Here is a 26,120-nt window from a genome sequence, read left to right on the forward strand (position 1 = left end):
TTGAAAAACGTCCCGTTAATTTAGGCTGCATAAAGCGGTACAATTAGCGCGACCGTTTACTACAATGTATCGGGCGATTCTTTTTAACCCGGCAAATAACCTGAATAAGTTTAAGCTAATTGGTCCTGATTGAACGAAGTACAATTTTGCGTGCTTTACAATTCAATGTTTATATTTTTAAGGGGAAATCTATCCTTATCAAAACCATGAATTTTAAGGAATAAAAGAATATCCTTGAAACAAAACAAAATACGTTGAGTCTTAAATGTGTAATAATTAATGTTATGGTTAACCCGGTTAAATATCAGTTAGATACGCAGGGCGATGAACGGCTGATCCATATCGAGCCGATATATGAGGAGATAGGCGGCGGCGACTTGTTCCCGACAGGTCGTTACATCCTTTATGAAGCAGGTGAAAGTGCCGGGGAGATAAGATTTGACGGTGAATTATTTGAATGGGACTGGAACGGCAGTAAGAACCTTGACTATGATACGATATTCAAGATAGTGCAGTTCATCCGCGAATACAATGAGCCCGAACTTGCCGACTATCTTGATTGATCTCATTCCGATTCATCGCCTGGCTATTTCTTATACTTTTTAAAAACAATTAAAAAGTATTATTATTTTCTTGTAAAATTAAAATAGTATTTGCACATTGTGGCTGTAAACTAACCTAATTTATGGCCAGCGCTTCACCGAGATTTTTATCACTCGATGTTTTTCGTGGAATGACTATTTGTTTCATGATCATTGTAAACACCCCTGGAAGTAATGGGGCATTCTGGCCATTGAACCACGCAGCGTGGAATGGCTTTACACCTACCGACCTGGTTTTTCCATCTTTCCTGTTCGCAGTTGGTAATGCAATGAGTTTTACCATGAAAAAATATCAGCAGATGGGCAATAGCGCAGTGCTTGGAAAGATATTTAAAAGAACGATCCTTATTTTTCTGATAGGTTACCTGATGTATTGGTTCCCGTTTTTCAATGTTCAAAACGGCCACTGGAGTTTGAGACCGGTCGGCGAAACACGTATTATGGGTGTATTGCAGCGCATAGCATTATGTTACTGTTTTGCATCGCTTATGGTACATTACCTTAAAAAGAATTCGGTCTATATCCTTTCGGGAGTTTTTTTAGTGGGGTACTGGGTCATCCTGCTTGTATGGGGCGACCCTGCAAACCCGCTTGGTATGCTGACGAACGCAGGTACCTATCTGGACAAATGGGTGTTGGGCGATGCCCACCTGTATCATGGTGAAGGTGTGGCTTTTGATCCTGAAGGTATACTAAGTACCATACCGTCCATCGTAAACGTTATCATAGGCTTTTACGCAGGGAAGTTTATACAGGAAAAGGGTAAAGGGTATGAAACTATTTCGAGATTAATACTTACTGGTTGTCTTTTTATCTTTATTGCAATATGCTGGGATGCTGTTTTTCCGATCAATAAGAAACTATGGACAAGTTCGTTCGTTTTTATTACAACGGGTATCGACCTGGTTATTATATCATTCCTTATTTTTATTGTTGAGATAAAGGAATGGAGAGCCGCAAACTGGCCCAACTTTTTTACTGTTGTGGGTAAGAATCCGCTTTTTGTCTATATCGTTTCTGAATTGATCCTTATCATTCTGTCCTGGGTGATACTGGGCGGAAAAAGCGTTCCTCAATGGGTGGATAATTTTTGGCAATCTGTGGCGCACGGAAAAATAGGGTCGTTATTATTTGCGATAACGGTAATGCTTACCTGCTGGCTGGTGGGTTATATATTAGATAAACGAAAAATCTACATCCGGGTCTAACTAACCATATATAAATCAACTAAATCTTTCAATCTCACGAAAAGGCCCCGTAAGGGGCCTTTTTAATTTCACAGGCAACCACCGTTTGCCCTATGGCGTAATTTAGATGTATCTGCTCTTGCTTTTTTTAAAACTATCGGCCGCTACTTTCCATTATACAGTATATTCATTATCCACTAAACTTATTATGCCTTATATAGCATCAGTATCTAAAGTAGACCTCCCATGCCGGACCGACCAGCAGGCGGTAAAAGAGCAGGCGCGTATTGCTTTTACCAGCCGGTCGCCACACATGGAACGGCTGATGGATGTTTTTGATAACACGCAGATTGTTACCCGTAATTTCTGTAAGCCCTTAGGGTATTACATGGCCCCGTCGACATTCGAGGACCGGAATAACCAATATTTGGAAACTACTTTGAAATATTCGGTTGAGGCGATAGAAGAATGTATAGAAAGAGCTAATATTAGCAAGGAAGATATTACTGATATCGTATTTATATCAACTACGGGCCTTGCCACCCCAAGTATGGACGCACTGATCATTAACCGGATGCGGCTCGATCCGCATATTAACCGTATGCCTATATTCGGCCTGGGTTGCGCGGGTGGAGTATCCGGCATGGCAAAGTCGAATGCCATCGCGATAGCAAATCCAAACGCTATTGTGCTTTTGGTGGCTGTAGAATTATGTTCGCTGACCGTTTTGCGCGATGATTACAGCACCAGTAACTTTGTAGGGTCGAGTTTATTTTCAGATGGGATTGCGGCTTGCCTGGTAATGGGCGATAATCATATTGGGGATAACCGGGTGCGATATAAATCAGCCAGCAGCAAATTGTATTATGATTCATTGGAAGTAATGGGCTGGGATTTCACCAACAATGGTTTCAAAGTGCTTTTTTCGAAGGACATCCCTACTTTTATCAATCAAAACGTGCGTAGCGACATCGATGGCTTTTTATCAAAACAGGGCTTGAAACTAGATGACATCAAAAACTTCATCTTTCATCCAGGGGGGAAAAAGGTACTGGAGGCGTATACGGATGCATTGGATGTGGAAGGTGATTTTCTTCAAAACTCACGTGTGGTGATGAACAACTACGGTAATATGTCAAGTGTAACGGTGTTATATGTGCTGGAGCGTTTTATGAACGAGGGCTTTGAGGGTGGTTATGGATTGATGATGGCGATGGGACCGGGCTTTTCGAGCGAAATGGTCTTGCTGGAGATGGGGAATTGAGTCGGAAAGTCCGGAAGTCCGCATAAGTCCGGAAGATGATTTGCTTATTTGATATTGATTAATCTTACTTTAAAACTTGCGAACTGTCCGACTTATGCGGACTTTCGGACTAAAACATGTATTTCATCCTGTTCATTTCTTTTCTCATCATACAACGTTTGACAGAACTGTACATTTCCAGACGGAACGAAAAGTGGCTGCTGTCAAAAGGCGCCGTTGAATATGGGCGCGGGCATTACCCGTTCATGGTAGGGATGCATACAGCGTTCATCTTTTCGCTGATAGGAGAGTATTATTTAGCAGGTGATCCCCATACTTTGAGCTATATTTTTCTTGCCCTGGTCATTTTACTATTGGCCTTCAAGTTTTGGGTTTTAAACTCGCTGGGCACCTACTGGAATACAAAAATATATCGTGTACCCGGTGCAGGGCCGATAAAAAAAGGCCCGTACAAACTGTTCAAGCATCCAAATTATGCCGATGTAGTATGCGAGATAGCCATTATTCCGCTCGTGTTTCATTTGTATTATACCGCAGCGATCTTCACTATCTTAAATGCGATTATGCTGACGGTGAGGATACGGGTTGAGAACAAGGTTTGGGCTAATTAGATATTCGCTTTTTGACATTGTCCCACAGTTTTTTGTTGACCACCTGGTCTATCACTTGCTGGCGATAATTGCGGCTGATGGGAATACACTGATCCCGGATAAATATTTCGTTGCCTTCGATACTGTCGATTTTGCTGATGGCCACGATATAAGATTTATGTACGCGGATAAAGGCCCGCTGATCCAGGTTTTCTTCCAGGTTTTTCAATGACAATATCGTCATGAACTTGCCCTTTGCGGTATAGATATTGATGTAGTTTTGCATACCCTCCACATACAGGATGTCTTCAAAAGGTATTTTCTCATATTTATTGCCGCATTTGATGAAAAAGTAATCGTCGTTAGGCGGAGATATACTCGTTTCTCCTGCCGGTTTCATAAGCAAACGATGATAGTCCCGTGCTTTGCTTGCCGCCTTGAAAAAACGTTCGAACGTTATTGGTTTGAGCAGGTAATCGAGTACATTGAGCTGGAAACCCTCGAGTGCATAGGAGGGGTAGGCCGTAGTAATTACCACCATGGGGGGCTTTTGCATGATCTTCAGGAATTCGATCCCGTTCATTTTAGGCATTTGTATATCGAGAAATACCAGGTCGATAGTATTTTTATCAAATAGCGGCAGCAGTTCGAGCGGATTTTCACAAACGCCGGTCAAATTCAGGAAATCAACCTCCCGCACATAGTTGGCTAAACCCTCACGGGCCAAAGGTTCGTCGTCTACAATTACACAATTCATTATCATTGTTTTTCCATAAATTCAAGCGAAGGATTAACAGCAACTTCGGACAGTTCCAACTCAAGGATTACCTTGAAGTCACCCTCAGTTTGTTGTATATCCAGTTGATATCGTTCGGGATACAGCAGGGCCAGCCGGCGCTGCACATTTTTCAAGCCAATGCCGCCGTAATGGATCGCCTGTTGCGAGTCATTATCGGCCCTGCTGTTGGCAATGTGCATTTTCAAAGCCAGTCTGTCGATCTTAAGGTCCATCTTTATCCAGTTTGGGCTGTTCTTATGCTTGGATACGTGTTTAAATGCGTTCTCTACAAAAGTCATCAGGATAAACGGCGCTATGCCAAGGCCAGGCGAATAATCATCGTTGATATTAAATTCAGTTGTCAGATCAGGGCTTTGACGTAATTTCTCCAATTCGATAAAGTTTTCGAGATAATCGATCTCTTTTTTCAGAGGGATCAGGCTGTCGTTCGATTCATAAAGCTGGTGCCTGAGCAGGTCGGAAAACTTGGCCAGCGATGCCGATGCCATATCCGGATTTTTATGGATCAGGAAAAAAATGGAATTGATGCTATTGAACAGGAAATGTGGGTTGAACTGATATTTCAGGAATTTTAGTTCGGTCTCCAGCTTCTCCTTTTCCAGCGCCCGCTGGCGTTTTTGCGTTTCAAGCCAGTTTTTGGTCAGCTTGATGCTCATGCCCAGCGTAATAGCAGCTATAGTGGATTTCACAGGTTCTGTCCTAACCGCCTGGTAGAATCCATTCCAGTCGCTGGTAATGCCAAACTTTTTTTGCGCATTAGTGCCATCCAGCCAGGATGTGATATAGTACCCCGGCACAATAAGCGACGAAGAGGCAATAATAATTAATACCAGGAAAAGGACATACCAACCATAACGCCCTGTTTGCAGGTAACGAGGGATAAGGAAATACAAGTTGAAATATACTGCTAACGCGGGAAAGATGGTATAGAAAAGACTTTTGGCCCAAAAGACAGAAAAAAATTGTTCATGGGCTGCCTCATAAAGGCTGCCGGTATACAGCGCCCAAAAAATGTAGTTGTACAGTAGCCAAAAAGGGATGTGATACAACTTGTACCGGACGAACCAGTTCTGTTTAGAGGGAACAAACGCCATGATGCTAATTTAGATCAATTGGCTGATATTTATTCGCATTTCAGATGAACGGCACCGAATAATTGACCAAATGCATTTGGCAAAGTATATCCTGTAGCTTGTTTGCTCCGATTACTTTTTCTCATCAAAATCTTTCCATTTCTGCATTTCATCAAGAGGGTACCGGCGCTCGTCAATCGGGTTTTTCTGTCCGGATTGAGAGTGGTTCTTTTGACTAAACACACACATATGAGATCTTTCATCATCTGCTTGTTATATCTTCTTATTGCAGCCGGCGCTTTCGGGCAGGTGTCGGGCCGCGTTACCGATACAGCAGGCAGACCGGTCCAGTTTGCAACTGCCGCGCTTTTGCGATCAGCTGATAGCGCTATAATAAATTCAGCTACGGTAAATGATACCGGCATATTTCGTATAGATGGAGCACAGCCGGGAAAATATTTTATGCGCATAACTGCGGTTGGATATCAAACCTACAGATCGGCAGTTTTTGATATAAGCCGGGGACAAAATGCAGACCTTGGTCGCCTGGTAATGAAACCGAACGGCAAGCAATTAAACGAAGTAGTGATCCGTGGAGACAAGCCCCAGATACAGCAGACGGCCGAAGGGGTTACTGTGAATGTGCAAAACAGCCTTATGACAAAAGGCAGTTCAATACTGGACGTATTGCAGCGGTCGCCTGGTGTCATTCTTGATCAGCACAACAACACCATCTCACTTAATGGAAAAACAGGCATACTGGTGATGATGGATGGACGGCTGATGCGTATGTCGATGGAACAATTGATCACGCTGCTGGGCAGCATGAGCGCGGATAATATCGACAAGATAGAATTGATGAATACGCCGCCGGCCAAATATGACGCCGAAGGTAATGCAGGTATCATTAATATCGTGACCAAAAAGAGCAAAAAGCGCGGGACGAATGGTTCAGTAACACTCACCGGAGGCTATGGTATGTATGAAAAGGCTTCGGCTGCGCTTAATATCAATCACAATACAGGTAAGGTTAACCTGTATGGGTACTATTCCTACTGGCACGATCATGACTATGGACACCTCAATGCAGCCGGCTCCGAGATTGCATCCATATTAGGCGGACAAACCGATTTCAGTTATACCGGTATCAGCAGGCCGGTTTCTAACTATTACGATGGTACATTGGGTGCAGATATAAAACTTGACACCGGAACCACCATTGGCGCCAGCGTTAACTATTGGGGCGGCGGCAATACAAATCATCCCCATAATTATGGCTATTACCTGTTCCGTGATTCAGTGCTTACTTATAATTCGCTTTTTAATAATTCCAGCCACGCCGGTATTGCAGTCGCTAATTTGTACTTTGATAAAGACCTGGCAGGTAAGCAAAAAATTCGCGCCGATATAGACTACCTGTATTATAATACAAGGTCACTCTCCAAGTCGCAAAGCTCCTTTACCGATGACCAGGGTAATCAGGCAGGGAATGGTGACAGTCTGTTTTCGCCCATACAGCGCGATTTTGGTAACACGCTGATAAATGTATTGATCGGCAAAATCGACTATTCGAAGCAACTGAATAAGAAAATTAAGCTTGAAGCCGGTGGCAAAGCAACCTATAGCCGTACTAACGCCCGTTCTGGCATCGAGAATCTGGAGAACGGTGTTTGGGTGCCCAACATTGTAGGGAGGGCCAATAACTTTATTACCTATGAGGCGATCAGCGCAGGTTACCTCACTTTTAACATGCAGCTTGATTCGGCTACAACCCTGGTCGCAGGCGCACGGTATGAGTATTCACATAATTATACAGATAAATCAGCCGATGCTAATTACAGGATAGACCGCAAATTATCCCGACTTTTCCCTTCGATATTTTTCACCAGGAAAATAAATGATAATTCATCCTTGCAGGCTTCATACACCGAACGCATTACGAGGCCTTCGTACGACGCCCTGACATCCTACGTTAGCTATAACGACCCGCTATCGGTTTTTACAGGGAACCCGCTGTTGAAGCCTACTGTCACCCGTAATTTGAAATTTGGCTATAATACTCATGACTACTTGTTTTCGTTGTTGTTCAGCCGGGATGATCACCCTATTTTGGGGACCCAAGTTACAACCGGTCCGGTAGATGGTGTGGTTTATTTAAGGTCCGAGAATGCTGACTGGCAAAACTCAATCACCCTACAGGCGACCATACCTGTAAAAATGACTGGTTGGTGGGATATGAATTATACTTTTACAGGGGGGGTAAGGCAATACAGGATATCATTCACTCCTCATCCATTTGAGAAAACCTTTTTAGCCGGTTCATTTAATTTCAGCGAGAACTTTAAATTGCAGCGTGGCTTTTCGGCCGAGTTATCCGGCTATTACAATTCGCCTTCCTATAGTTCAAATTGGAGATCGTACAGTAATACAATCGTTAACCTGGGCATAAAGAAAGAATTTGGCGATGGTAAAAGTAGTTTAAAGCTAACGATTTCAGATATCTTCCGGGGCAGCAGCTACAGCAGCGATTTAGGCCTGCTTACTACGGATGAATTTAACAGCAAAGTACATGTAATTTACTATGGCGAGTCGAGGGTGGCCACTATGATTAAGCTTAGTTATTACCATTCGTTTGGTTCAAACGGAGTTAAAAATCAACAGAAGAGGGATAGTGGAGCAGGGGAGGAACAGGGCAGATTATAAATGTTTGAAAATAAAAAATCCCCGGCCATTCACTACCGGGGATTTAACCATTCTTCAAACCAATTAAAAGTATTAATCTCTTATTTATTAACCACGTACTTGTACGCACCTAAAGTTGGCAAGGTTATAGTTTTTACCATGTTTTTTAGATAAATCCGCTTTGTGTCTCATAATCAGTCACTTAATTTTTATAAAGATGTTGATTAAGGGTGCTGATTTTTTTGAGTTTTACTTTTTAATTTTAATTTATAATGGTATATTTGCCCCTCTTTTAGGAGAATACATAACAATGAAAAAAGATCTGCATCCAAAAAATTATAGGTTAGTTGTTTTCAAAGACATGTCTAACGACTACTCTTTTTTAACCAAATCTTGCATCGATACCCGTGAATCAGTGAAATGGGAAGATGGCAATGAGTATCCGTTAGTGAAACTCGAAATCTCGCACACCTCGCACCCTTTCTACACTGGTAAGATGAAACTGGTAGATACTGCAGGACGTATCGACAAATTCCGCACCCGTTACAACAAAAAGTAATTTGTTGTTATTGATAAATTATTTGAAGGTCTCCCGATACATCGGGGGACTTTTTTTATTTTTGCACCATGTCTATCATCCTTTTTGACGATAAAGCGCACCAAACACTGCTGCCTTTAACTTATACCCGCCCGGTAGCTAACCTGCGGATCGGGATACTGACGATAGCAGAAAAATGGAGCAAACACATTGGTATCGACTTTTCCTACCATACCGAGGCTTACCTGGCCGAAAAATTCCCACAGAAAACCGAAGATAGAAACCTGTTTATCAATGGGGCCGTTTGCCCCGATGAACAATTGCTTGAAGCCATATATGAATTGCACGGCGACGAGGCATTGAAATATAACGGCCAATTGCTGGCTGTGAAACTTTCTCAGTCGGACGCGGAAAGCTTTGATCCGTCCACCGATTTTGGCAGCGAAGTAAATTATGACGGCGAGCCGCTAATGATCAAATACCCCGAAGATGTATTCAGGCTGAATGATATCGAACTTCGTAAAGATTTTCAATTGCTGACCAAAGGCCGTACAAGCGCCTCCATTAGCAATACCAATACGATATTGGGCAACGATTTTTTTGCAGAGGAAGGGGCAGTTGCCGAATGCTCCACGTTTAACACCGCACGAGGGCCTATTTACCTGGGTGCCGGCGCCGAGGTTTGGGAAGGCTGCCACATACGCGGCGGGTTTGCGCTTTGTGAGCATTCGCAGGTGAAAATGGGTGCCAAGGTATATGGTGCTACTACTATTGGTCCGTATTGCCGTGTTGGCGGCGAGATCAATAATGCAGTTATCTGGGGCTATTCGTCCAAAGGACATGAGGGGTACCTCGGTAACTCGGTATTAGGCGAATGGTGCAATATTGGCGCCGACAGCAATAACTCGAACCTAAAGAATAATTATGCCGAGGTGAAGTTGTGGGATTATACCACGCAGCGCTTTCGTAAAACAGGGTTGCAATTTTGCGGGTTGATCATGGCCGATCATGCCAAATGTGCCATCAACACCATGTTCAATACAGGTACGGTGGTAGGGGTAAGCGCTAATGTGTTTGGGGCGGGTTTCCCGCGTAATTTTGTACCCGACTTTTCGTGGGGCGGCGCACATGGTTATGAGGTATATACCCTGAAGAAGGCGTTTGAGACAACAGAAAAGGTTTTCGAGCGGCGGGACGACAGGGAATTTAACGAGGTGGAGCAGGACATACTGAAGAAGGTTTTTGAACTGACGGAAGAGTTCAGAAGATTTTAATTGTTGATTTACTGAATTATTGATTTATTGAATAAGGATATCGATAATTAATAACAGTGGTCAACAAAAGGTATATTAAGGTAACCAGAATAAACAATCAATAATTCAATCAATCGATAATTCAACAACTAAATACTCATGAGAAAAAAAATTGTTGCCGGTAACTGGAAGATGAACATGGATTACGAAGAAGGTTTATCCCTTTTTTCGGAAGTAGTAAATATGGTACATGATGAAGTTACCGGTAAGCAGCATGTGGTGGTTTGCAGTCCGTTTATTCACCTGCATAGTCTTGCTCAACTGGCAAAATCAAATACAAAGGTGTCCATAGGCGCGCAAAATGCCCACCAGGCCGAATCTGGTGCTTACACGGGCGAAACGTCGGCAAAGATGATCCATTCAACCGGCGCGGAATATGTTATCCTGGGTCACTCGGAACGCCGCCAGTATTTTGGTGAAACAAACGAATTGCTGGCAAAAAAAACGGACACCGCGTTAAAGAATTCACTAAAACCGATCTTCTGTATAGGCGAAACCTTGCAGGAGCGCGAAGCGAATGAGCATTTCGGCATTATCAAAACGCAATTGGCGGAAGGTGTATTTCACCTTGATGCTGCACAATTTGCACAGGTGGTGATTGCTTATGAGCCTGTTTGGGCCATAGGTACCGGTGTTACAGCAACATCGGCACAAGCGCAGGAGATACATGTGTTTATCCGTAAGGAGATCGCGGCGAAATATGGGCAGGAAGTGGCAGATAATACCACTATTCTTTATGGCGGCAGTTGCAACCCCAAAAATGCCGGCGAACTTTTTGCGCAGGGTGATATCGACGGCGGTTTAATCGGCGGTGCTTCTTTGAAATCGCGTGATTTCCTGGATATTGTGAAGGTGTTCAATTAATTTGGATGCGGCACGTGAGATTTGAGATATGAGTTGTAGTACGAAGTCAAAATTGACAATAACGTCCGCTGATCAATCTTATATCTCGAATCTCAAATCTCCTATCAGATGAGAAAGTTCCTGAAAGTTCTGTTGCCACCGTTGATAGGCTTTACAGTGCTTTTTATTGCGGTGAGGTATAGTTCGGAATATTACACGCTGAGAACTGATGAGATGGGCGAAGGGACGGTGAGAAGTTTTATGGCTTACTATCGTTTCTTCTGGCCGTTGTTATTTGTTGTCGGTCTGCTGACTCAATTCCTCATCATTGTCCCGGTTTGGTATAAAGTGAAGATCAAAGGCATTGGGGCGAAGCTGGCCGCTTTTTTCATTTTATGTTTTATTTGCCTATTATTCGCCTTTGGGATTAGTTATATTATATGGGAACAACGTTCGGGCTATTATCATTTACTGAAACTAATCATTTTCATGACGAGTATACAGATCGTTTACTGGGTAATGAATATCCTGGTGATGTCGTTATTAAATGTACGGCTGGACCAGGACGCAGAAAAAAAGGATATTGAACCAACAGAATGAATTACTACGAACTCCATTTTACTTTGATCGAACCCGAAAACTATCAGCAGGACCTGTTGATAAATGAATTGGCCGATATCGGTTTTGACACCTTCGAGGAAGCTGAATTCGGGTTTAAGGCTTATATTTCCGAAGCTGAATTTAATAAGGCATTGATGGACGAGAAGATAGCAGTTTTTCGTCCGCAATTCAGCTTTAGTTATGAGATCAACCTTATCCCGCAAAAGAATTGGAACGAGGTATGGGAAAGCAATTTTGAGCCGATACAGATAAGGGATAAAGTGTGGGTGCGTGCCACCTTTCATCAGCCTAAACCGGAGTTTCCATACGAAATCGTGATCGACCCAAAGATGGCCTTCGGTACTGGTCACCACGAAACCACCTCCATGATGATGGACATGATGCTGGACGCTGATTTCAAGGGTAAGAAAGTGTTGGACATGGGTTGCGGAACAGGTATTTTAGCTATCCTTGCTGAAAAGCTGGGTGCTTCGAGCCTGGCCGCGGTAGACAACGATATTGCTTGTTACGACAGCACGCTGGAAAATGCCCAATTGAACAATTGCGGGCACATCAGGGTATTCTGCGGCTCAAAGGAAGCTATTCCGATAGAACAGTTCGACATCATCCTTGCTAATATTAACCGGAACATCCTGATTGACCAGATGGACCGTTATGCATGGGTATTAAAGCCAGGCGGTGATATTTATTTCAGTGGCTTTTATGAAAGTCCCGATTTGGAGATCATTAAAGATGAAGCGTCCAAATATGGTTTAACGTATGTTAACCATCAACAGACCAAAGACTGGGTAGCTGCAAAATTCAGCAAATAGACCCCGACTTACTGCACATTTTTTCTTATCTTTCTTACTGAAACACAAGTTGCAATTTCTGGCGTTATAATATATGTTATAACTGACAATTGTAAACCGCACCGTCTGTAACGTTTTATATGAATTTACTTTTTGGATAAAATAGCCTGGAGTAAAGTCGACCTAAATGATGTTCTGATGAAAACTTATATTGTACCTGTTGATTTTTCGGCAACATCTGTACATGCCGCCGAATACGCCGCGCTGCTGAGCAGGCAAACCGATGTCAAGCTTATTTTATTGTTGCATTCCTATTATGTTTCGCTTTATCAAAGTGTTTTACCTACGCCTGATATGGTTATCATAACCGAGGAAGAAACAGAAGCGGAGGCAGAAGAAAGGCTTGGCCAATTAAAGCACCTGCGAAGCAAACTGCTCAAAACTGTCAGAGAGGGGGTCGAAATTGAAACCAAAGTCAGCAGGCAACCCCTTACCCGCTCAGTCCTTGAATCATTGGCCGACGATAACATACACATCGTAATTATAGGCAGCAACGGGTCAACCGACGAATGTGAGAGCCATGTAGGCCTGAATGCTATTAATATATCCAAACTAAGCCCTGCGCCTGTTATTGTGGTACCACCGGCTTGTTGTTATGAACCGGTGAAGCGGGTGGTAATGGCTTGTGATTTTCAAAAAATAACAGACAGGTTCCCGCTCGAAGGTTTGCAGCGGCTTTTACAAAGGCACGATGCCGAGCTGCTGGTGGTTAATATCGACCGGCAGGCAAAGCATAAAAATGCAGACCCGGAACAACTTGCCCAGGAATCGGTTTTGCATACGATGCTGAAAGATTATCATCCCAAATACTATTACAATGAGTCGGATGATGTTATCAATGGTATATTGGGGTTTGCTAAAAAGCATGGTGCTCAAATGGTTATTGCTTTGCCGCATAAATACAGCTTTTTCCAGTCGCTGCTTCATGATAGTGTATCCAAGGGTCTGACAGTGAGATCAGCGGTACCGGTGTTGCTGCTGAAATAGGAAAATTGCCATAAACACCGGGAATTTCCTTTTCTTTGTGGCAAGTTATTACCTGCATGAGAATACATTTTATAGCCATTGGCGGCAGTGCTATGCACAACCTGGCGATAGCGCTGCATAAGCGCGGACACGAGGTAAGCGGATCGGATGATGTGATGTTTGAACCCTCGGTATCGCGACTGGTGAAACATGGATTACTACCCGAAAAAATGGGATGGTACCCGGAAAAGATCAGCCCGGAAATTGATGAGATCATCCTTGGCATGCATGCAAGAGCCGACAACCCTGAATTATTAAAGGCGCAGGAATTAGGTATACGCATATATTCATATCCTGAATATATTTATGAATATTCAAAAAATAAGCTGCGTGTTGTCATAGGTGGAAGTCATGGTAAAACCACCATAACCTCGATGATATTGCATGTGCTGAAAAGCGCCGGAAAAGACTTTGACTACCTGGTGGGGGCACAGTTGGAAGGCTTTGATACCATGGTGAGACTATCGGACGAGGCGCCCGTTGTGGTGATAGAAGGTGACGAGTATTTGTCCTCGCCCATTGACAGGAGACCTAAATTTCACTTATACAAGGCCAATATCGGGGTTATAAGCGGTATTGCATGGGATCATATCAATGTATTCCCGACGTTTGATAATTATATTGATCAATTCAGGATATTTATTGATACGATACAGCCAGGCGGTAAACTGATTTATAGCAGAACGGACGAAACGGTAAATAAGATAGTGCAGGAAGCCACATCCGCAATAAGTAAAATTCCTTATGATTTACCGGCTTATAATATTAAATATGGCGTTACTAATATTATAGTTAATGGGAAAGAACACCCGCTGCAGGTGTTTGGCGACCATAACCTTTTGAACCTTGAAGCTGCCCGGCTGGTGTGCGAAAATTTAGGTATAAACGGTACGGAATTTTACAGTTACATAACTACTTTCAAAGGCGCGGCCCGCCGTCTGGAATTAGTTGGAAAAAATGAAAACGCGAACTTTTTTAAGGATTTTGCGCATGCTCCATCCAAATTGAAGGCAACTATTCATGCGGTAAAGATACAATTCCCTGATAGAAAGCTGGTTGCCTGCATTGAACTTCATACGTTTAGTAGTTTAAACCAGGATTTTTTGGATCAATACTCAGGCAGCATGGAAGAAGCAGACACGGCGATTGTTTTTATCGACAAAAAAACGTTTGAGCAAAAGAAAATGTTGCCTTATGGCGCGGAAACGGTCAAAAAAGCATTTTCGCGGGACGATCTCCTGTTCTTTAACACCCCCGGGGAGTTGTTAAACTACCTGGAAAATATTGATTTAAGCGGAAAAAACCTGCTGATGATGAGCTCCGGAAACTTCGGCGGAATCGATTTGGCCTCGCTTTCTGTAAAAATATTATAAAAATTGTAAATAATATTTTTGATATTGATATTTTTAGTAACTTTATTAACTACTGGGAAACCTTATCCAAATTAAACTAAATGAAAGCACTAGGAAAAAAAATCAGGTTACTTCGCCATCAAAAAGGATGGAGCCAGGAAGATGTCGCAAAAAAGCTCGATATCTCTATCCCAGCTTTTTCTAAGATCGAAACTGGAATTACAGATATTAATCTCTCGAGATTGGAACAAATAGCTGTTTTGTTCGACATGACTGTAGTTCAGTTGCTTACATTTAATGACTCGGAACAGGATCAGAAATTTGTGAACGAGTTGGAGTCGGTCAATAAGAAATTACTCGACCGGGAGTCTGAAGTGATCGACCTGCAAAAGAAGGTGATCGAGCTTTTTGAAGAGCTTAGGCACGCTAAGGTTACGGCCTGATAGTCAAATTTCAGCTCTTTTTGTCATTCAAAGATGTAGCGCATGGTGATGTGTTTTTTACCAAAGACACCGCCCATACTATGATGTAACGCGATCATTTTGTCGTTAAAATCCCCCACCCACGACAGCTCTAATTCATCATATTGCTTTAAAGGCAAGACATATTCTTTCACTTTGATAAATAAACCCGACTCAAGGCCGTGCTTTTGATAAGCTTGTTTTGTACCCATTACAATGGCCCGCATGCGTTTTACGCCCCGCCAGCGGTTATAAACAAATTTTAGTTTTCCAATAAGGTTTAACTTGCCGTTTATGCCTTTGATCATTTGGTTGGCGTCGGGCAGGATAACAACAAATGATGCAGGCTCCCCATTTACATAAGCAAACCATATCAGTTTTTCGTCCATCAGTGGCTTCATCTTCCGGAAACTTTCCATGATCGTAGCATGGGTTATCGGCACAAAATTTTCAAAATCGCGCCAACCGTCATTATATATTTCGATAAAATCGGACGCGAATTTTTCGATCTGGCCCGGTTCAAAATGTTTAAACTCGTACCCCGGTTTTTGGGCGACCCATTGTGCTATTTTGGTAAACCTTTCAGGGAAAGGTTTATGCGCGTCCACGTGGTTCGTTATCTGTTCGTACATGGTATGAAAACCATAGTCATCAAAAAACTTTTTGTAATAGGGTGGATTATAATTCATCCCGTATGACGGCGGGACGAAACCCTCGGCAAGCAACCCCCAGAAATTATCATTCTCGCCAAAATTTATCGGCCCGTCCATTGCCTTCATTCCGTTGCTTTTCAACCACTCTTTAGATGTGTCAAATAACAGGAAAGCAGCTTTTTCATCGTCGACCGACTCAAAAAAACCCATACCGCCGGTTGGCTGTTCATAGTTATAGGCTTTCTTGTCGTTGATAAAGGCAGCAACCCGACCGATTAGTTTCCCATTATCATCGGTTAATATCCAGCGCGTGCATTTGCCATGCTGATGAAAATTATTCCTTTGCGGGTCGAAAACAGCTTCAATGTCGTTGTCCAGCGGACATATCCAGTTTTTGTCATCTTTGTAAATGATACGGGCAACGTCAAGAAATGCTTTTCGGGTTTGTTTGTTGTTAACCTCGGTTATTTTCATAGAAATAGTCCTGCTGGATGAATAAAAAAAGCATCCGAAGGGATTGCGGATGCTTTAAGATCGGTTATAGTTATAAATATTATCAATATCAATAGTCGTCGTCATCATCGTAAGTATCAAAGTTTTCGTAGCGGCCCAGGTCGTCCAGGGGCATATCGAAATCTTCGTCATCATCATCGTCGATGATCTTTTTTTTCGCAGGCACATCCGCCGGTTTCTCATCTGGTCTCTTTACGCTGGCGCTCCTGGCACTTGAATCTTTCTTAACTGGTTTCTTCGGCGTTTCCATTGCGGTGAAATTTTCTACAGTCTAAATTAAATTGGGGTCAGTTATTAATGTAATGTTCGTTTAATGGCAGTTTTCTGCTATCCCAAAAATAATTAAAATCAATTTCAAAGAAAATACATTTAAAAATTATTCTGCCTGTTCGCCAATGGACGAGGAATTATCTGTAAAGTCCTTTATCTGTGGTAATTCGCTTAGGCTGTTTATCCCAAAATAATCCATAAACTGCTGGCTTGTGCTATACAGTATAGGCCGGCCGACGGTTTCCGACTTCCCTGCAATGGTTATAAGGTCTTTTTCGAGCAGCTTTTGAATAGAATATTCACTATTAACACCGCGTATCTGTTCTATCTCCAGTTTGGTTACCTGGTGCTTGTAAGCAATAATGGCCAGTGTTTCTAAAGCAGCAGGGCTCAGCTTCTTTTTTGAGCGTTGTAACTGCAATAAATTGATAACGGCATGGTAATCTTTTTTAGTAAGGAACTGGTAGCCGTTGGCAACATTAACCAGTTCGATGGCCAGGTTAGGGTCCTGGTATTTGGTTTTGATATTATCTAAATAAGCGATGATCTCCTCGCGGCTGAAATCGCGTTCGAAAACCGACTGCAGGCAGTAAATTATTTCTTCGGTCCGTATGCTTTGTTCCGATGAAAAAATGAGCGCTTCAATATATAACTCCGGGTTTTCCATTTAGCTTTTTTGGAGTTTTAAAGATGCGGAAAGATAAAGATATTGCCAAAAGATTAAGAAAATGACACCGGAAGATATTAACATTTGGGGAATTTTAGTGGGGAATATATTGTCTGAAAGGAAAAAAGTGGGAAAAAAAGCAACACCTTTCGGAAAAAATTTCCCCGCATAAGTGATATATGTATTAAAAGTTAAGTTTATTTACACTTATAACGGGGTTTTTAGGTAATGGCACAACATTTGGATATATATACATGACCCCCAAAAAGGGCTGTTTTTCATAGGTAGATGTAGAGGCCGGAAACTGCGAGAGTACCCGGCCTTTCTTTTTGCCCTAAATTTTAAGAAAATAATCTTTGCTTAATAGTTTATTACCTGCTCCTCTATCTGGGAAGGTACATCGCGCCATTCATATCTCTGGTTACGCAACTGCGGCTGAAAGCCGGCTTCGATAATGGAATTTTGTATGCCTTTCGCGGTAAAGCGGTGAGGCGCGCCCGCGGCGGAAACTACATTTTCCTCGATCATGATGGAACCAAAATCGTTAGCCCCGGCGTGAAGGCATATTTGTGCCACCTGCTTGCCCACGGTTAGCCACGAGGCCTGGATGTTTTTAATGTTGGGAAGCATGATACGGCTAAGCGCTATCATCCGAATATATTCATCGCCTGATACATTATTGGTTATGCCGCGCACTTTACGCAGCAGGGTGCCATCGTCCTGGAATGGCCAGGGGATAAAGGCAATAAAGCCATAGGCGCCATCCGGCTTTTCGGATTGCACTTCGCGTATCCACACCAGGTGCTCAAAGCGCTCCTCAATAGTTTCCACATGCCCAAACATCATGGTAGCCGAACTCGGCAGGTTTATCTGATGGGCCGCACGCATAACATCCAGCCATTCCCGGCCACCGCACTTACCTTTGGAAATAAGCCTGCGTACACGGTCGTTCAATATTTCGGCGCCTGCGCCAGGCAGCGAATCAAGACCGGCGGCTTTCAATTCGCGCAGCACATCGATATGGCTCATGCCTTCCAGCTTAGCAACGTGGGCTATCTCCGGCGGCCCAAGCGAGTGTAATTTGAGCGTTGGGTATAATTCCTTGAGTTGTTTGAACAGGTCGGCATAGAATTTTAAGCCAAGGTCGGGGTGATGGCCGCCTTGCAATAGCAACTGGTCGCCCCCATAGCGGAACGTTTCCTCTATCTTTTGCTTATAGGTTTCGATATCGGTGATATAACTATCCTCGTGACCGGGGCGACGAAAGAAATTGCAGAACTTGCAGTTGGCAATGCAAACGTTGGTGGTATTTACATTGCGGTCTATCTGCCAGGTAACTTTGCCATGCGGCACCTGTTTTTTGCGCAGTTCGTTTGCTACGAACATCAATTCGGCAGTAGGAGCGTGGTGGTAAAGGTGCACGCCTTCTTCAATTGACAGGAAATCAAATTGTAAAGCGCGCTGCAACAGATCGGCGGTATTCATAAAGGCAAAGATAAGGACTTGGCAGATTGATTGTATTTATATAGCTAAGTTTGACGATGTAATTATGAAGGTTCACGGTTTTTAGATTGGTTTGTCGCCTAAAACCGTTCAACATAAATACCTTTTGTTAGTTTTGGCAAAAAAACAATGCTATTTTTTTACTGCAGTTTAGCCATAAGCCTCATCACTATTACGCTTAATATTTACCTGGTTGTAAGTTTTAGAAAGATCAGGAGTGTAAATGAGCAACCCATTATGGCGGACCTGCCGCCCGTTGCCATTATTATCGCGGTGCGGAATGAGGAGGAGGACCTTGCCAAGGCGCTGCAAAGCGTTTGCCATATTAACTATAGCAATAGCCGTATCATTGTGGTAAACGACCGCTCGACCGACCGTACCGCGGACATACTGCAAGACTTTAAGGTTAGCTACCCGCAACTTACTATAACAACTGTTACGGCGTTGCCTGATGGCTGGCTCGGTAAAAATAATGCCCTTTACCAGGGATATTTAAGCAGCACCGAAGAATGGATGCTATTTACCGATGCTGATATTGTATTTCATACGGATGCTTTAAGCAAGGCGGTAAGCTATGCGGTAGCTAATAAATTGGATCACCTGGCTATTTTACCGAGGGTGGTGTCCCCGTCGCCTGTTTTAAACAGCGTGCTGGCCACCTTTACTATCCTGCTGATGATGCACCTGCAACCATGGGATGCCAAAAAGCCCGGGTCAAAGGCTTATATCGGCATTGGCGCTTTTAACCTGGTCAGGCGTGTGGCCTATGAAAAGGCAGGTACACATGCCCTGATCAAACTACGGCCCGATGATGACCTGCAATTGGGCTTCAAGATCAAATCGGCCGGATTAAGCCAGGACGCATTGATAGGCAATGAATATGTTAGCCTGGAATGGTATAAAAATCTTCGCCAGCTCGGCAATGGACTTTTGAAAAACTCTTTTTCCGTAGCCAATTATAATACTGGCAAAGCCATTGCGAATAGTGTACTGATATTGATATCTGTAGCTTTACCCATGCCGCTGATGTTTATTTTCGGCTCTGCAACTGTACGTTTAATGGCCGGCATTGTGCTTTTAACTCATATAGGTTACATGGCTGTTATTCCGCCCAATAAGTGGTGGTACGCTTTTATGATCCCATTCGCAGGTTTTTTTATGGCTTATACCACGTTAAGAGCCACCTATATCACGCTTAAACAGGGAGGCATCTACTGGCGTGAGAGTTTTTATTCGTTGGATATGCTGAAGGGAAAGCTGTAGCAATGCCCGTTTTATAAAACCACCTCGCCCTTATCCAATTTTAAAAGCTGTGTTACACTATCCGGTATCTCGTGCTGGTAATGCGTAACATAGATCATGGTGACATTACTCAATTGGCAGATGATGTCCACGATGCTTTTAAAATGCTGTTGCTGGTGTGCATCCAGTCCCTGGCAGGGCTCGTCAAAGATCAAAAGGGTTGGATTTTTTACCAGCGCCCGGGCAAGAAGGCATAGGCGTTGGGCACTGGCGGGAATGTTTTTGAGCAATTGCCTGGCGTACTGACCGATCTCCAATGCCTTCATCCATCGCAAGGCTATAGCAGATTTTTTAGCATCGCTTGCTCGGAAGAGGCCCATGGTATCATAAAAGCCGGATTCGATAACCTGCAGGCAGCTGTTATCGGTAGGGAAATACTGGTACAATTCAGGCGAAATAAAACCGGTTTTGCTTTTAATATCCCAAATGCTTTCACCGGTGCCGCGTTTACGGTCGAACAAGACAATATCATTGGCATAAGCCTGCGGATTGTCGGCGTTTATCAAACTCAACAGAGTTGATTTGCCCGCACCGTTGGGGCCGAGCAAAGCCCACCGTTCACCCTGGCGGATGTACCAGTTAACATTTTTTAGTACCTGCTTTTCGCCGTAGGTGATATTTATGTTATCCATCTTCACTATCCAGTCGAAAGCCGGGCTATTTGCACTCAGACTTAACAGGTCGGAAAGCTCCGTTCTGTTAATATGGTCTTCATCCGAACTACTGAAAGCTTTGGCATCAAATTGCGCTGCCTGCATTTGCATAAGTGTGCCATCTTTTAAAACAGCCACATGGGTGATAGCAGGTGGTATTTCGGCAGGGGAGGTTGCCATGATGACCGTAATGCCAGATCGGGTGATGTCGTCAATAATGGTATTAAATTCAGCCCGTGTTTGTACGTCAAGCCCGGCCAGCGGATTGTCCAGCATCAACACAACCGGGTTTTTGAGCAATGCTGCCGCTATCAGCAGGCGTTTGGTTTCTCCGTTCGATAGTTTGATCAGTTGTTTATCCTTTAAAGTTTCGAGGTGCAGCTTTTGCAATACAATCTTCAATGTCCAATATGAAGGTATATCAGCATAAGCTTTTATAGAGCCAAGATATTCTTCGACGGTCTGTGCATCCTCTGAATCGGATGAGTTATAGCGCTGCTGGTAATAGAAGTCGCCGGTATTGGATAAGTTGCGAAAATGATGGCGCGATTCGACCAGCGCGATAAGCTTGTGAAAAGTAAGATGCGCATCCGGATCGGGGTGTAGGGCCAGGAAATCCTCATGAAAATGATACCGCATGCTGCCGGCCGACAGATGGAACTTTCCGGCGATCAGACCGAGCAACGCGCTTTTACCCGAGCCGCTTTGCCCGATTAGCGCCCAGTTTTCACCTTTGTTTACCCGAAAGGTTATGCTGTCAAAAACAAAGTTATTACCCAGTTTTAGAGAAGCGTTATTTGCCGACAACAAAGGAACATCCATGCCGGCCGAAATTAAAAATTCTTTTCGGGTATTATTGCCGGTAAAAACTTTCCCTGAGGTTTTTTGTAGTTAAGCTTACAATAACCAATTAAATGAAAAGCATTAATTTAATATTAGTCGTGCTGGCTGTCACGGCATTGAGCGGATGCTCTGTGATAGGTGGTATTTTTAAGGCAGGATTTGCTGTGGGGATAGTGGCTGTAATTATCGTGATAGCCCTTATTATTTGGATCATCTCGATGTTTACCCGAAAATAAAAAAGCTCCCTGGCATAACCGGGGAGCTTTTTGTTCTGACTTGAAAGAAATTACTTCTTAGTAGAATCTTTCTTAGTGGAGTCAGGAGCCATTTTCATGGTGCTGTCTTTCTTAGTGCTGTCAGAAGAAGCCATCTTAGCTGAATCAGCCATTTTGGTTGAGTCAGCCATTTTAGTTGAATCAGCAGAAGAAGCTCCGCCATTACCTTTACAAGCAGCAGCTGAAACAGCGATAGCTAATGCTAAGAAACCGATTTTGAATGAATTTTTCATTTGAGTTTTTTAATAAGTGATTAATAGTTTTGCTTCTTAATACCGGAAAAAACAAAAGGTAACCCATCATTTTGAAAAAAATTAAGGATTACCTTCGTTTTAAGAAAAAAACTAAAAAATCAACAGATAAAACTAAAATGTTGAGTCTTTTCGGGGTAATTATTTTTTAGTTGAATCTTTTTTAGTTGAGTCTACGGCAACTGTAGTAGAATCTTTCTTAGTAGAATCAACAACAGTAGTTTTGGTTGAATCAACAGTAGTAGTTGAATCGGTAGTAGTAGCAGTAGATGAACCTTTGCAAGCGGCGAAAGATACAGTGATTGCCAAAGCAAGGGCAGCAAATTTGAATGAATTTTTCATGTTTGTTATATTTTGTTTTTTGCATTAATACCTCAAAAAACAAAAGGTAACCCATAAAAGTTAAAAATAATTATACATAATCTACCTTAGTTGTAGTTAATATGTTGTTTACAAAAAGGTAACCCGGCCGTGGTTACCTCGGGCGGTATCAGTTATTAATTTTTTGTTTTAACTGAATCCTTTTTTGCTGAATCGATGCCCGTTTTTTTGACGGTGTCAATTTTTTTCTGCGACGAATCGATGGGAGTTGCTGATTTTACAGTGTCCTTTGATGGCGGGTCGCATGCTACCAGTAAGCCGGCTGTTACCAAAGCCAGGGTACCGATCTTCAATAAATTTTTCATGGTTTTTTAATTAAGTTTTTCATTGATACTGCAAAATTTAAGAAGGTGACCCGTACGAAAAATAAATAAAAAAAGGTAACCCGATGGGGGTTACCTTAATGCTTTTCGCAGAATTAACATCACTGTTTTTAGTGCTGCGTGGTATCTTTTTTGGCCGAATCCATTTTCATTGTCGTATCTTTCTTTGTACTGTCGACAACGGTAGTGTGGGTTGAATCGGTTACTTTAGTGGTGTCGGTGGTGCTGGTTGAACTGGCGCCCTTGCATGCCGCAAAGGACAGTGCTATAATGGCGGCCAAACCTAATTTGCTTATGTGTTTCATTGTGGATTAATTAATAAATGTTGTAAAATTGAAATCTGAATCAAAGTAGGTAACCTCGTACTTTTGATTTTGTTTAATTTTTTTACAATGAGTGGGTTACAATTCGGGATAAATCGTATTAATAGTGAATAAAGAGTTAAAAACTTCGGCGCCTACAGACAGCGAAATTGTTTTTGGTATCCTCAATAACTCGGAAAGTGCTATTAAACGTTTATACGTGGCTTACTTTCCGATGGTACTGCAACTGATAATTAACAACAGCGGCACACCGGACGATGCCAAGGATATTTACCAGGAGGCGATCATAGTTCTTTATAATAAGATAAAAAAGGGCGACTTTGAGCTGAACAGCAAGCTGAAAACATTTTTGTACTCAGTTTGCAGGCGGCTGTGGCTGAAGAGGCTGAGCCAGATGAACCGTTACGGCGGCGATCTGCACGATTTTCAGGATCATTTGCCTGTGGAGGATGATGTGGAGGAGCAGGGCGAGCGGGACATACAGTTCGGCAAAATGCAGGGCGCACTGGGGATGCTGGGTGAACCCTGCAAAACCATTATCGAGGATTTTTATATCCACAACAGATCGATGCAGGAGATCTGTGAGAGTTTTGGCTATACTAATGCGGATAACGCCAAAACCCAGAAGTATAAATGCCTGCAAAGGCTGAAGAAATTATTTTTTCAGCAGAAATAGAAAGAAAAAGACATGAGAGACGAGCAACTTTTAGAAGCGGTAGAACGCTACCTTGCCGGGGAAATGAACCCCGACGAACGCCGCGCTTTTGAGCAGCTTCGTACAGAGAATGCGGAGGTTGACACCCGTGTTATAGAGCACCAGCAGTTTGTTGGTTTGCTTAAACAATACGGCGAACGTGTGGAGCTGGAGAAAAGGCTTAATGCTATCCATGACGAGATCGACGTTCATGCTTTGGTAGAAGAAGTTACCGAGCGTCCATCGTGGATCATCCAGTTGTGGCGCAATCATCACTCCAAGATATCGGTTGCTGCTTCCATCGCTATATTTGCGATACTGGCGACCTTGTTTGTGACGGGTAAGATGGATAATAAGTCAACCTATACTGAACTGAGTTTGACACTTCAAAATCAACGCAGGGATATAAGCAGGTTAGATCATAAATTGGATAACGCCCTGAAGCATGAACCCCGGGTACTGCCGCCAAATAAAAGCAGCGCGACCGGATTTGCATTGACATCAAACGGTTTAATTGCGACAGCCTACCACGTTATTTACCGCGCCGATTCGGTATATGTACAAAACGTTGCAGGGCGCGTGTTTAAAACTAAAGTGATCTATACCGACGCGAAACGCGATGTGGCGATACTGAAGATAAGCGACACCACATTTACAGGTTTGGGTACCATTCCTTATACTTTCAAAAGAACGGAAAGTGATCTGGCAGAAAGTGTTTATACCTATGGCTATCCGCAGGATTCACCGATGTATAACGATGGACGGGTAACTTCCTTAAACGGGATGAACGGAGACACTATAGATTACCAGGTCTCTGTTCCTATAAATGCGGGCAGCAGCGGCGCACCACTGCTTGACAGCAGGGGTAATATCGTCGGATTGGTTAAGGCGAAGGAAACTGGTTTAGAGGGAACTCATTTTGCGTTGAAATCAGACTATTTGCTGGAAGCTATTGACAACATCCCGACCGACTCATTGACAAGAAAGCCGGTTCTGAGTACAAAGAATACATTAACCAACTTAAGCAGGGTTCAGCAGGTGAAGAAACTGCAGAATTATGTGTTTATGGTTAAAGTATATTAATGTAAACCAAACCTGGCCGTATTATAAGGAATTGCCCTGCTTGCAGGGCTTTTTTGTTGGACACGATTGCGGGATATTATGGATTACCATGATCTGAGAGAGCTATCCCGCGCTTTAGTGAATTTACCGACGAAAGAAGCCTACTGACCGAAGAGTTGTAGGGCACAGGTTGCCATGTTACTAATTTGGTAGCATGATGACAACGATATCCATAATATTACTATTACTGACCATTACATTGAGCCTGGGAGGCGGGCTGTACGAAATATTGGTGATCTATCCCAATTGGAAACACAATGTGCACCCGCGCACTTTGCGGGATAAATTGGAATCATCGGGGCAAAACAATGCCGCTAAACGATTTTGGCCTTTGGTATCCCCGGCGCAGGCCTTATTGGCAATGCTCAATATTATAATGGCGTGCTGGCATCATGGCGCGGGTCAGGGTTATTGGCTGGCCGCGGCTATTGTGATATTTGTTACCAGGGTTATTACCTTCAGTTATTTTATCCCGGTTATGGTGCGAAAAATTATGCAGCCGGAGAAATTTGATGCGGTCACCTTGCAGGCTATTGTGAAGCAATGGACCGATCTGAGCCCGTTGCGGTTAGTGCCTGAGTTTGTTGCTTGGGGATTGCTGATAGTTGCTTTGATGAAACTTTAAGGGCCTTTGCGCACATGCTTTCCGTCTATAAACTCAGGAAAGGCTCATTTCAGCATGCCACTTTTTGCTATTAAATGGGATAATGTAGCTTACCAAGATCAAAATCAGATGGTCGGGTAGGGGTGAATAAGATAATAGTCCTTCCTATCGATTTTTCATCAAACAAAGATTCACCTAAAGCTTTTACTTCTGCATCGTTTAATCCATCGAGTTTTCCCTGCCAATCCCAACAATGTTTAGTCTCAAAATCAACGAAAAAACTTCCCAAATAATATTTCTCAAAATCCTGCCCGTAATTGATGATGTATTTATCTGAATTTAAATATTCAGGAAACTCTTGCTTGAGATTTTTCTTATAGTCGTTATCATCAAGTTCACTATAAAAGTATACTTTATGCAAAGTAAAGGTTCCAGATTTAAAATCAGGGTGTGTTTTTGATTGGAGTAAAAACGGACTGATAAATATTTCGCGTTCGCCCCGCTCCGTTTTTATTTTGATGGTAGTTGTATTAAGCATAGG

The 26,120-nt window shown here is 43.0% G+C and carries 30 protein-coding genes; 18 read left to right on the forward strand and 12 right to left on the reverse strand.

Annotation, left to right across the window (positions count from 1 at the left end; translation table 11 throughout):
* Positions 1-284 precede the first annotated feature (284 nt).
* The 4 genes from VL525_RS10550 to VL525_RS10565 all read left to right on the forward strand — a co-directional run bounded on the left by VL525_RS10550 (position 285) and on the right by VL525_RS10565 (position 3,664).
* The gene (locus VL525_RS10550; protein ID WP_325386199.1) at positions 285-563 is read left to right on the forward strand and encodes a hypothetical protein; all 279 of its coding nucleotides are present in this window, start codon (positions 285-287) and stop codon (positions 561-563) included.
* Positions 564-685: 122 nt separating this feature from the next.
* Positions 686-1,810, forward strand: a complete 1,125-nt coding sequence (locus tag VL525_RS10555) for an acyltransferase family protein (protein ID WP_325386201.1) — start codon at positions 686-688, stop codon at positions 1,808-1,810.
* Positions 1,811-1,997: 187 nt separating this feature from the next.
* Positions 1,998-3,053 carry a type III polyketide synthase gene (locus VL525_RS10560; RefSeq protein WP_325386203.1) on the forward strand — a complete coding sequence of 352 codons (1,056 nt, stop codon included), beginning with the start codon at positions 1,998-2,000 and terminating at the stop codon, positions 3,051-3,053.
* 116 nt (positions 3,054-3,169) lie between these two features.
* Positions 3,170-3,664 (forward strand): isoprenylcysteine carboxyl methyltransferase family protein, encoded by a 495-nt coding sequence (locus tag VL525_RS10565; RefSeq protein ID WP_325386205.1) that lies wholly within the window; start codon positions 3,170-3,172, stop codon positions 3,662-3,664.
* Here the strand turns inward: VL525_RS10565 and VL525_RS10570 are convergent.
* Positions 3,657-4,400: a LytTR family DNA-binding domain-containing protein gene (locus tag VL525_RS10570; protein WP_325386207.1), complete on the reverse strand. Its 744-nt coding sequence runs from the start codon at positions 4,398-4,400 to the stop codon at positions 3,657-3,659. The genes VL525_RS10565 and VL525_RS10570 overlap by 8 nt on opposite strands.
* A gap of 2 nt (positions 4,401-4,402) precedes the next feature.
* The gene (locus VL525_RS10575) at positions 4,403-5,536 is read right to left on the reverse strand and encodes a sensor histidine kinase (protein ID WP_325386209.1); all 1,134 of its coding nucleotides are present in this window, start codon (positions 5,534-5,536) and stop codon (positions 4,403-4,405) included.
* Positions 5,537-5,764: 228 nt separating this feature from the next.
* On the opposite strand from VL525_RS10575, the gene VL525_RS10580 reads away from it, so the two are divergent.
* The 9 genes from VL525_RS10580 to VL525_RS10620 all read left to right on the forward strand — a co-directional run bounded on the left by VL525_RS10580 (position 5,765) and on the right by VL525_RS10620 (position 15,184).
* Entirely contained in the window at positions 5,765-8,218 is a 2,454-nt protein-coding gene (locus VL525_RS10580) for a TonB-dependent receptor domain-containing protein (RefSeq protein WP_325386211.1), read from the forward strand.
* Between the two features lie 289 nt (positions 8,219-8,507).
* Entirely contained in the window at positions 8,508-8,756 is a 249-nt protein-coding gene (locus tag VL525_RS10585; RefSeq protein WP_325386213.1) for a type B 50S ribosomal protein L31, read from the forward strand.
* 68 nt (positions 8,757-8,824) lie between these two features.
* A complete protein-coding gene (locus VL525_RS10590) occupies positions 8,825-10,009 on the forward strand; it encodes a GlmU family protein (protein WP_325386215.1) in 1,185 nt (394 codons plus the stop codon).
* Between the two features lie 138 nt (positions 10,010-10,147).
* A complete protein-coding gene (gene tpiA / locus VL525_RS10595) occupies positions 10,148-10,912 on the forward strand; it encodes a triose-phosphate isomerase (protein ID WP_325386217.1) in 765 nt (254 codons plus the stop codon).
* 108 nt (positions 10,913-11,020) lie between these two features.
* A complete protein-coding gene (locus tag VL525_RS10600) occupies positions 11,021-11,491 on the forward strand; it encodes a hypothetical protein (RefSeq protein ID WP_325386219.1) in 471 nt (156 codons plus the stop codon).
* On the forward strand, positions 11,488-12,324 hold the full coding sequence (prmA, locus tag VL525_RS10605) for a 50S ribosomal protein L11 methyltransferase (RefSeq protein WP_325386221.1): 837 nt from the start codon (positions 11,488-11,490) through the stop codon (positions 12,322-12,324). Before VL525_RS10600 ends, prmA begins: the two co-directional genes overlap by 4 nt.
* 177 nt (positions 12,325-12,501) lie before the next feature.
* The gene (locus tag VL525_RS10610; RefSeq protein ID WP_325386223.1) at positions 12,502-13,350 is read left to right on the forward strand and encodes a universal stress protein; all 849 of its coding nucleotides are present in this window, start codon (positions 12,502-12,504) and stop codon (positions 13,348-13,350) included.
* Positions 13,351-13,406: 56 nt separating this feature from the next.
* The gene (locus VL525_RS10615) at positions 13,407-14,762 is read left to right on the forward strand and encodes a UDP-N-acetylmuramate--L-alanine ligase (RefSeq protein ID WP_325386225.1); all 1,356 of its coding nucleotides are present in this window, start codon (positions 13,407-13,409) and stop codon (positions 14,760-14,762) included.
* Between the two features lie 80 nt (positions 14,763-14,842).
* Positions 14,843-15,184, forward strand: coding sequence for a helix-turn-helix domain-containing protein (locus VL525_RS10620; RefSeq protein ID WP_147032477.1), 342 nt, complete (start codon positions 14,843-14,845; stop codon positions 15,182-15,184).
* Between the two features lie 23 nt (positions 15,185-15,207).
* Here the strand turns inward: VL525_RS10620 and VL525_RS10625 are convergent, their stop codons facing one another.
* From VL525_RS10625 to mqnC, 4 genes are all read right to left on the reverse strand, one after another.
* Positions 15,208-16,329, reverse strand: a complete 1,122-nt coding sequence (locus VL525_RS10625) for a GNAT family N-acetyltransferase (protein WP_325386229.1) — start codon at positions 16,327-16,329, stop codon at positions 15,208-15,210.
* Positions 16,330-16,417: 88 nt separating this feature from the next.
* A complete protein-coding gene (locus tag VL525_RS10630) occupies positions 16,418-16,618 on the reverse strand; it encodes a hypothetical protein (protein ID WP_325386231.1) in 201 nt (66 codons plus the stop codon).
* A 126-nt stretch (positions 16,619-16,744) separates the two neighbouring features.
* Positions 16,745-17,305, reverse strand: a complete 561-nt coding sequence (gene scpB / locus VL525_RS10635) for an SMC-Scp complex subunit ScpB (protein ID WP_325386233.1) — start codon at positions 17,303-17,305, stop codon at positions 16,745-16,747.
* Positions 17,306-17,665: 360 nt separating this feature from the next.
* On the reverse strand, positions 17,666-18,790 hold the full coding sequence (gene mqnC, locus VL525_RS10640; RefSeq protein WP_325386235.1) for a cyclic dehypoxanthinyl futalosine synthase: 1,125 nt from the start codon (positions 18,788-18,790) through the stop codon (positions 17,666-17,668).
* 147 nt (positions 18,791-18,937) lie between these two features.
* Here mqnC and VL525_RS10645 point away from each other — a divergent pair, with 147 nt between their 5' ends.
* On the forward strand, positions 18,938-20,071 hold the full coding sequence (locus VL525_RS10645; RefSeq protein ID WP_325386237.1) for a glycosyltransferase family 2 protein: 1,134 nt from the start codon (positions 18,938-18,940) through the stop codon (positions 20,069-20,071).
* 11 nt (positions 20,072-20,082) lie between these two features.
* Here VL525_RS10645 and VL525_RS10650 read toward each other — a convergent pair whose 3' ends face one another.
* On the reverse strand, positions 20,083-21,585 hold the full coding sequence (locus VL525_RS10650; protein WP_325386239.1) for an ATP-binding cassette domain-containing protein: 1,503 nt from the start codon (positions 21,583-21,585) through the stop codon (positions 20,083-20,085).
* A 92-nt stretch (positions 21,586-21,677) separates the two neighbouring features.
* On the opposite strand from VL525_RS10650, the gene VL525_RS10655 reads away from it, so the two are divergent.
* On the forward strand, positions 21,678-21,842 hold the full coding sequence (locus VL525_RS10655; RefSeq protein WP_325386241.1) for a hypothetical protein: 165 nt from the start codon (positions 21,678-21,680) through the stop codon (positions 21,840-21,842).
* Positions 21,843-21,892: 50 nt separating this feature from the next.
* Here the strand turns inward: VL525_RS10655 and VL525_RS10660 are convergent, their stop codons facing one another.
* The 4 genes from VL525_RS10660 to VL525_RS10675 all read right to left on the reverse strand — a co-directional run bounded on the left by VL525_RS10660 (position 21,893) and on the right by VL525_RS10675 (position 23,141).
* Positions 21,893-22,114 (reverse strand): hypothetical protein, encoded by a 222-nt coding sequence (locus VL525_RS10660; RefSeq protein WP_325386243.1) that lies wholly within the window; start codon positions 22,112-22,114, stop codon positions 21,893-21,895.
* Positions 22,115-22,273: 159 nt separating this feature from the next.
* Complete coding sequence (locus VL525_RS10665) at positions 22,274-22,474, reverse strand: hypothetical protein (protein WP_325386245.1); 201 nt, start codon at positions 22,472-22,474, stop codon at positions 22,274-22,276.
* Between the two features lie 155 nt (positions 22,475-22,629).
* A complete protein-coding gene (locus VL525_RS10670) occupies positions 22,630-22,818 on the reverse strand; it encodes a hypothetical protein (RefSeq protein WP_325386247.1) in 189 nt (62 codons plus the stop codon).
* 128 nt (positions 22,819-22,946) lie between these two features.
* Positions 22,947-23,141, reverse strand: a complete 195-nt coding sequence (locus VL525_RS10675) for a hypothetical protein (protein ID WP_325386249.1) — start codon at positions 23,139-23,141, stop codon at positions 22,947-22,949.
* A gap of 124 nt (positions 23,142-23,265) precedes the next feature.
* Between VL525_RS10675 and VL525_RS10680 the strand changes: the two genes are divergently transcribed.
* The 3 genes from VL525_RS10680 to VL525_RS10690 all read left to right on the forward strand — a co-directional run bounded on the left by VL525_RS10680 (position 23,266) and on the right by VL525_RS10690 (position 25,600).
* Positions 23,266-23,835 carry a sigma-70 family RNA polymerase sigma factor gene (locus tag VL525_RS10680; protein WP_325386251.1) on the forward strand — a complete coding sequence of 190 codons (570 nt, stop codon included), beginning with the start codon at positions 23,266-23,268 and terminating at the stop codon, positions 23,833-23,835.
* A gap of 12 nt (positions 23,836-23,847) precedes the next feature.
* Positions 23,848-24,936, forward strand: coding sequence for a trypsin-like peptidase domain-containing protein (locus tag VL525_RS10685; RefSeq protein ID WP_325386253.1), 1,089 nt, complete (start codon positions 23,848-23,850; stop codon positions 24,934-24,936).
* A 193-nt stretch (positions 24,937-25,129) separates the two neighbouring features.
* On the forward strand, positions 25,130-25,600 hold the full coding sequence (locus VL525_RS10690; protein WP_325386255.1) for a hypothetical protein: 471 nt from the start codon (positions 25,130-25,132) through the stop codon (positions 25,598-25,600).
* 70 nt (positions 25,601-25,670) lie between these two features.
* On the opposite strand, the gene VL525_RS10695 is transcribed toward VL525_RS10690, so the two are convergent.
* Complete coding sequence (locus tag VL525_RS10695; RefSeq protein WP_325386257.1) at positions 25,671-26,117, reverse strand: hypothetical protein; 447 nt, start codon at positions 26,115-26,117, stop codon at positions 25,671-25,673.
* Positions 26,118-26,120 lie beyond the last annotated feature (3 nt).

It is taken from the genome of Mucilaginibacter sp., assembly GCF_035492695.1.
GTDB lineage: Bacteria > Bacteroidota > Bacteroidia > Sphingobacteriales > Sphingobacteriaceae > Mucilaginibacter.

What these genes read in the sequence shown, in the direction of transcription:
- VL525_RS10690 (WP_325386255.1), top strand. Translation starts at nt 25,130, where the DNA reads ATGATGACAACGATATCCATAATATTACTATTACTGACCATTACATTG.
- VL525_RS10610 (WP_325386223.1), top strand. Translation starts at nt 12,502, where the DNA reads ATGAAAACTTATATTGTACCTGTTGATTTTTCGGCAACATCTGTACAT.
- VL525_RS10675 (WP_325386249.1), bottom strand. Translation starts at nt 23,141, where the DNA reads ATGAAACACATAAGCAAATTAGGTTTGGCCGCCATTATAGCACTGTCC.
- tpiA (WP_325386217.1), top strand. Translation starts at nt 10,148, where the DNA reads ATGAGAAAAAAAATTGTTGCCGGTAACTGGAAGATGAACATGGATTAC.
- prmA (WP_325386221.1), top strand. Translation starts at nt 11,488, where the DNA reads ATGAATTACTACGAACTCCATTTTACTTTGATCGAACCCGAAAACTAT.
- VL525_RS10620 (WP_147032477.1), top strand. Translation starts at nt 14,843, where the DNA reads ATGAAAGCACTAGGAAAAAAAATCAGGTTACTTCGCCATCAAAAAGGA.
- VL525_RS10565 (WP_325386205.1), top strand. Translation starts at nt 3,170, where the DNA reads ATGTATTTCATCCTGTTCATTTCTTTTCTCATCATACAACGTTTGACA.
- mqnC (WP_325386235.1), bottom strand. Translation starts at nt 18,790, where the DNA reads ATGAATACCGCCGATCTGTTGCAGCGCGCTTTACAATTTGATTTCCTG.
- VL525_RS10615 (WP_325386225.1), top strand. Translation starts at nt 13,407, where the DNA reads ATGAGAATACATTTTATAGCCATTGGCGGCAGTGCTATGCACAACCTG.
- VL525_RS10650 (WP_325386239.1), bottom strand. Translation starts at nt 21,585, where the DNA reads ATGGATGTTCCTTTGTTGTCGGCAAATAACGCTTCTCTAAAACTGGGT.
- VL525_RS10600 (WP_325386219.1), top strand. Translation starts at nt 11,021, where the DNA reads ATGAGAAAGTTCCTGAAAGTTCTGTTGCCACCGTTGATAGGCTTTACA.
- VL525_RS10670 (WP_325386247.1), bottom strand. Translation starts at nt 22,818, where the DNA reads ATGAAAAATTTATTGAAGATCGGTACCCTGGCTTTGGTAACAGCCGGC.
- VL525_RS10575 (WP_325386209.1), bottom strand. Translation starts at nt 5,536, where the DNA reads ATGGCGTTTGTTCCCTCTAAACAGAACTGGTTCGTCCGGTACAAGTTG.
- VL525_RS10550 (WP_325386199.1), top strand. Translation starts at nt 285, where the DNA reads ATGGTTAACCCGGTTAAATATCAGTTAGATACGCAGGGCGATGAACGG.
- VL525_RS10660 (WP_325386243.1), bottom strand. Translation starts at nt 22,114, where the DNA reads ATGAAAAATTCATTCAAAATCGGTTTCTTAGCATTAGCTATCGCTGTT.
- VL525_RS10630 (WP_325386231.1), bottom strand. Translation starts at nt 16,618, where the DNA reads ATGGAAACGCCGAAGAAACCAGTTAAGAAAGATTCAAGTGCCAGGAGC.
- VL525_RS10590 (WP_325386215.1), top strand. Translation starts at nt 8,825, where the DNA reads ATGTCTATCATCCTTTTTGACGATAAAGCGCACCAAACACTGCTGCCT.
- VL525_RS10665 (WP_325386245.1), bottom strand. Translation starts at nt 22,474, where the DNA reads ATGAAAAATTCATTCAAATTTGCTGCCCTTGCTTTGGCAATCACTGTA.
- VL525_RS10585 (WP_325386213.1), top strand. Translation starts at nt 8,508, where the DNA reads ATGAAAAAAGATCTGCATCCAAAAAATTATAGGTTAGTTGTTTTCAAA.
- VL525_RS10580 (WP_325386211.1), top strand. Translation starts at nt 5,765, where the DNA reads ATGAGATCTTTCATCATCTGCTTGTTATATCTTCTTATTGCAGCCGGC.
- VL525_RS10685 (WP_325386253.1), top strand. Translation starts at nt 23,848, where the DNA reads ATGAGAGACGAGCAACTTTTAGAAGCGGTAGAACGCTACCTTGCCGGG.
- VL525_RS10695 (WP_325386257.1), bottom strand. Translation starts at nt 26,117, where the DNA reads ATGCTTAATACAACTACCATCAAAATAAAAACGGAGCGGGGCGAACGC.
- VL525_RS10570 (WP_325386207.1), bottom strand. Translation starts at nt 4,400, where the DNA reads ATGAATTGTGTAATTGTAGACGACGAACCTTTGGCCCGTGAGGGTTTA.
- scpB (WP_325386233.1), bottom strand. Translation starts at nt 17,305, where the DNA reads ATGGAAAACCCGGAGTTATATATTGAAGCGCTCATTTTTTCATCGGAA.
- VL525_RS10560 (WP_325386203.1), top strand. Translation starts at nt 1,998, where the DNA reads ATGCCTTATATAGCATCAGTATCTAAAGTAGACCTCCCATGCCGGACC.
- VL525_RS10655 (WP_325386241.1), top strand. Translation starts at nt 21,678, where the DNA reads ATGAAAAGCATTAATTTAATATTAGTCGTGCTGGCTGTCACGGCATTG.
- VL525_RS10555 (WP_325386201.1), top strand. Translation starts at nt 686, where the DNA reads ATGGCCAGCGCTTCACCGAGATTTTTATCACTCGATGTTTTTCGTGGA.
- VL525_RS10625 (WP_325386229.1), bottom strand. Translation starts at nt 16,329, where the DNA reads ATGAAAATAACCGAGGTTAACAACAAACAAACCCGAAAAGCATTTCTT.
- VL525_RS10645 (WP_325386237.1), top strand. Translation starts at nt 18,938, where the DNA reads ATGCTATTTTTTTACTGCAGTTTAGCCATAAGCCTCATCACTATTACG.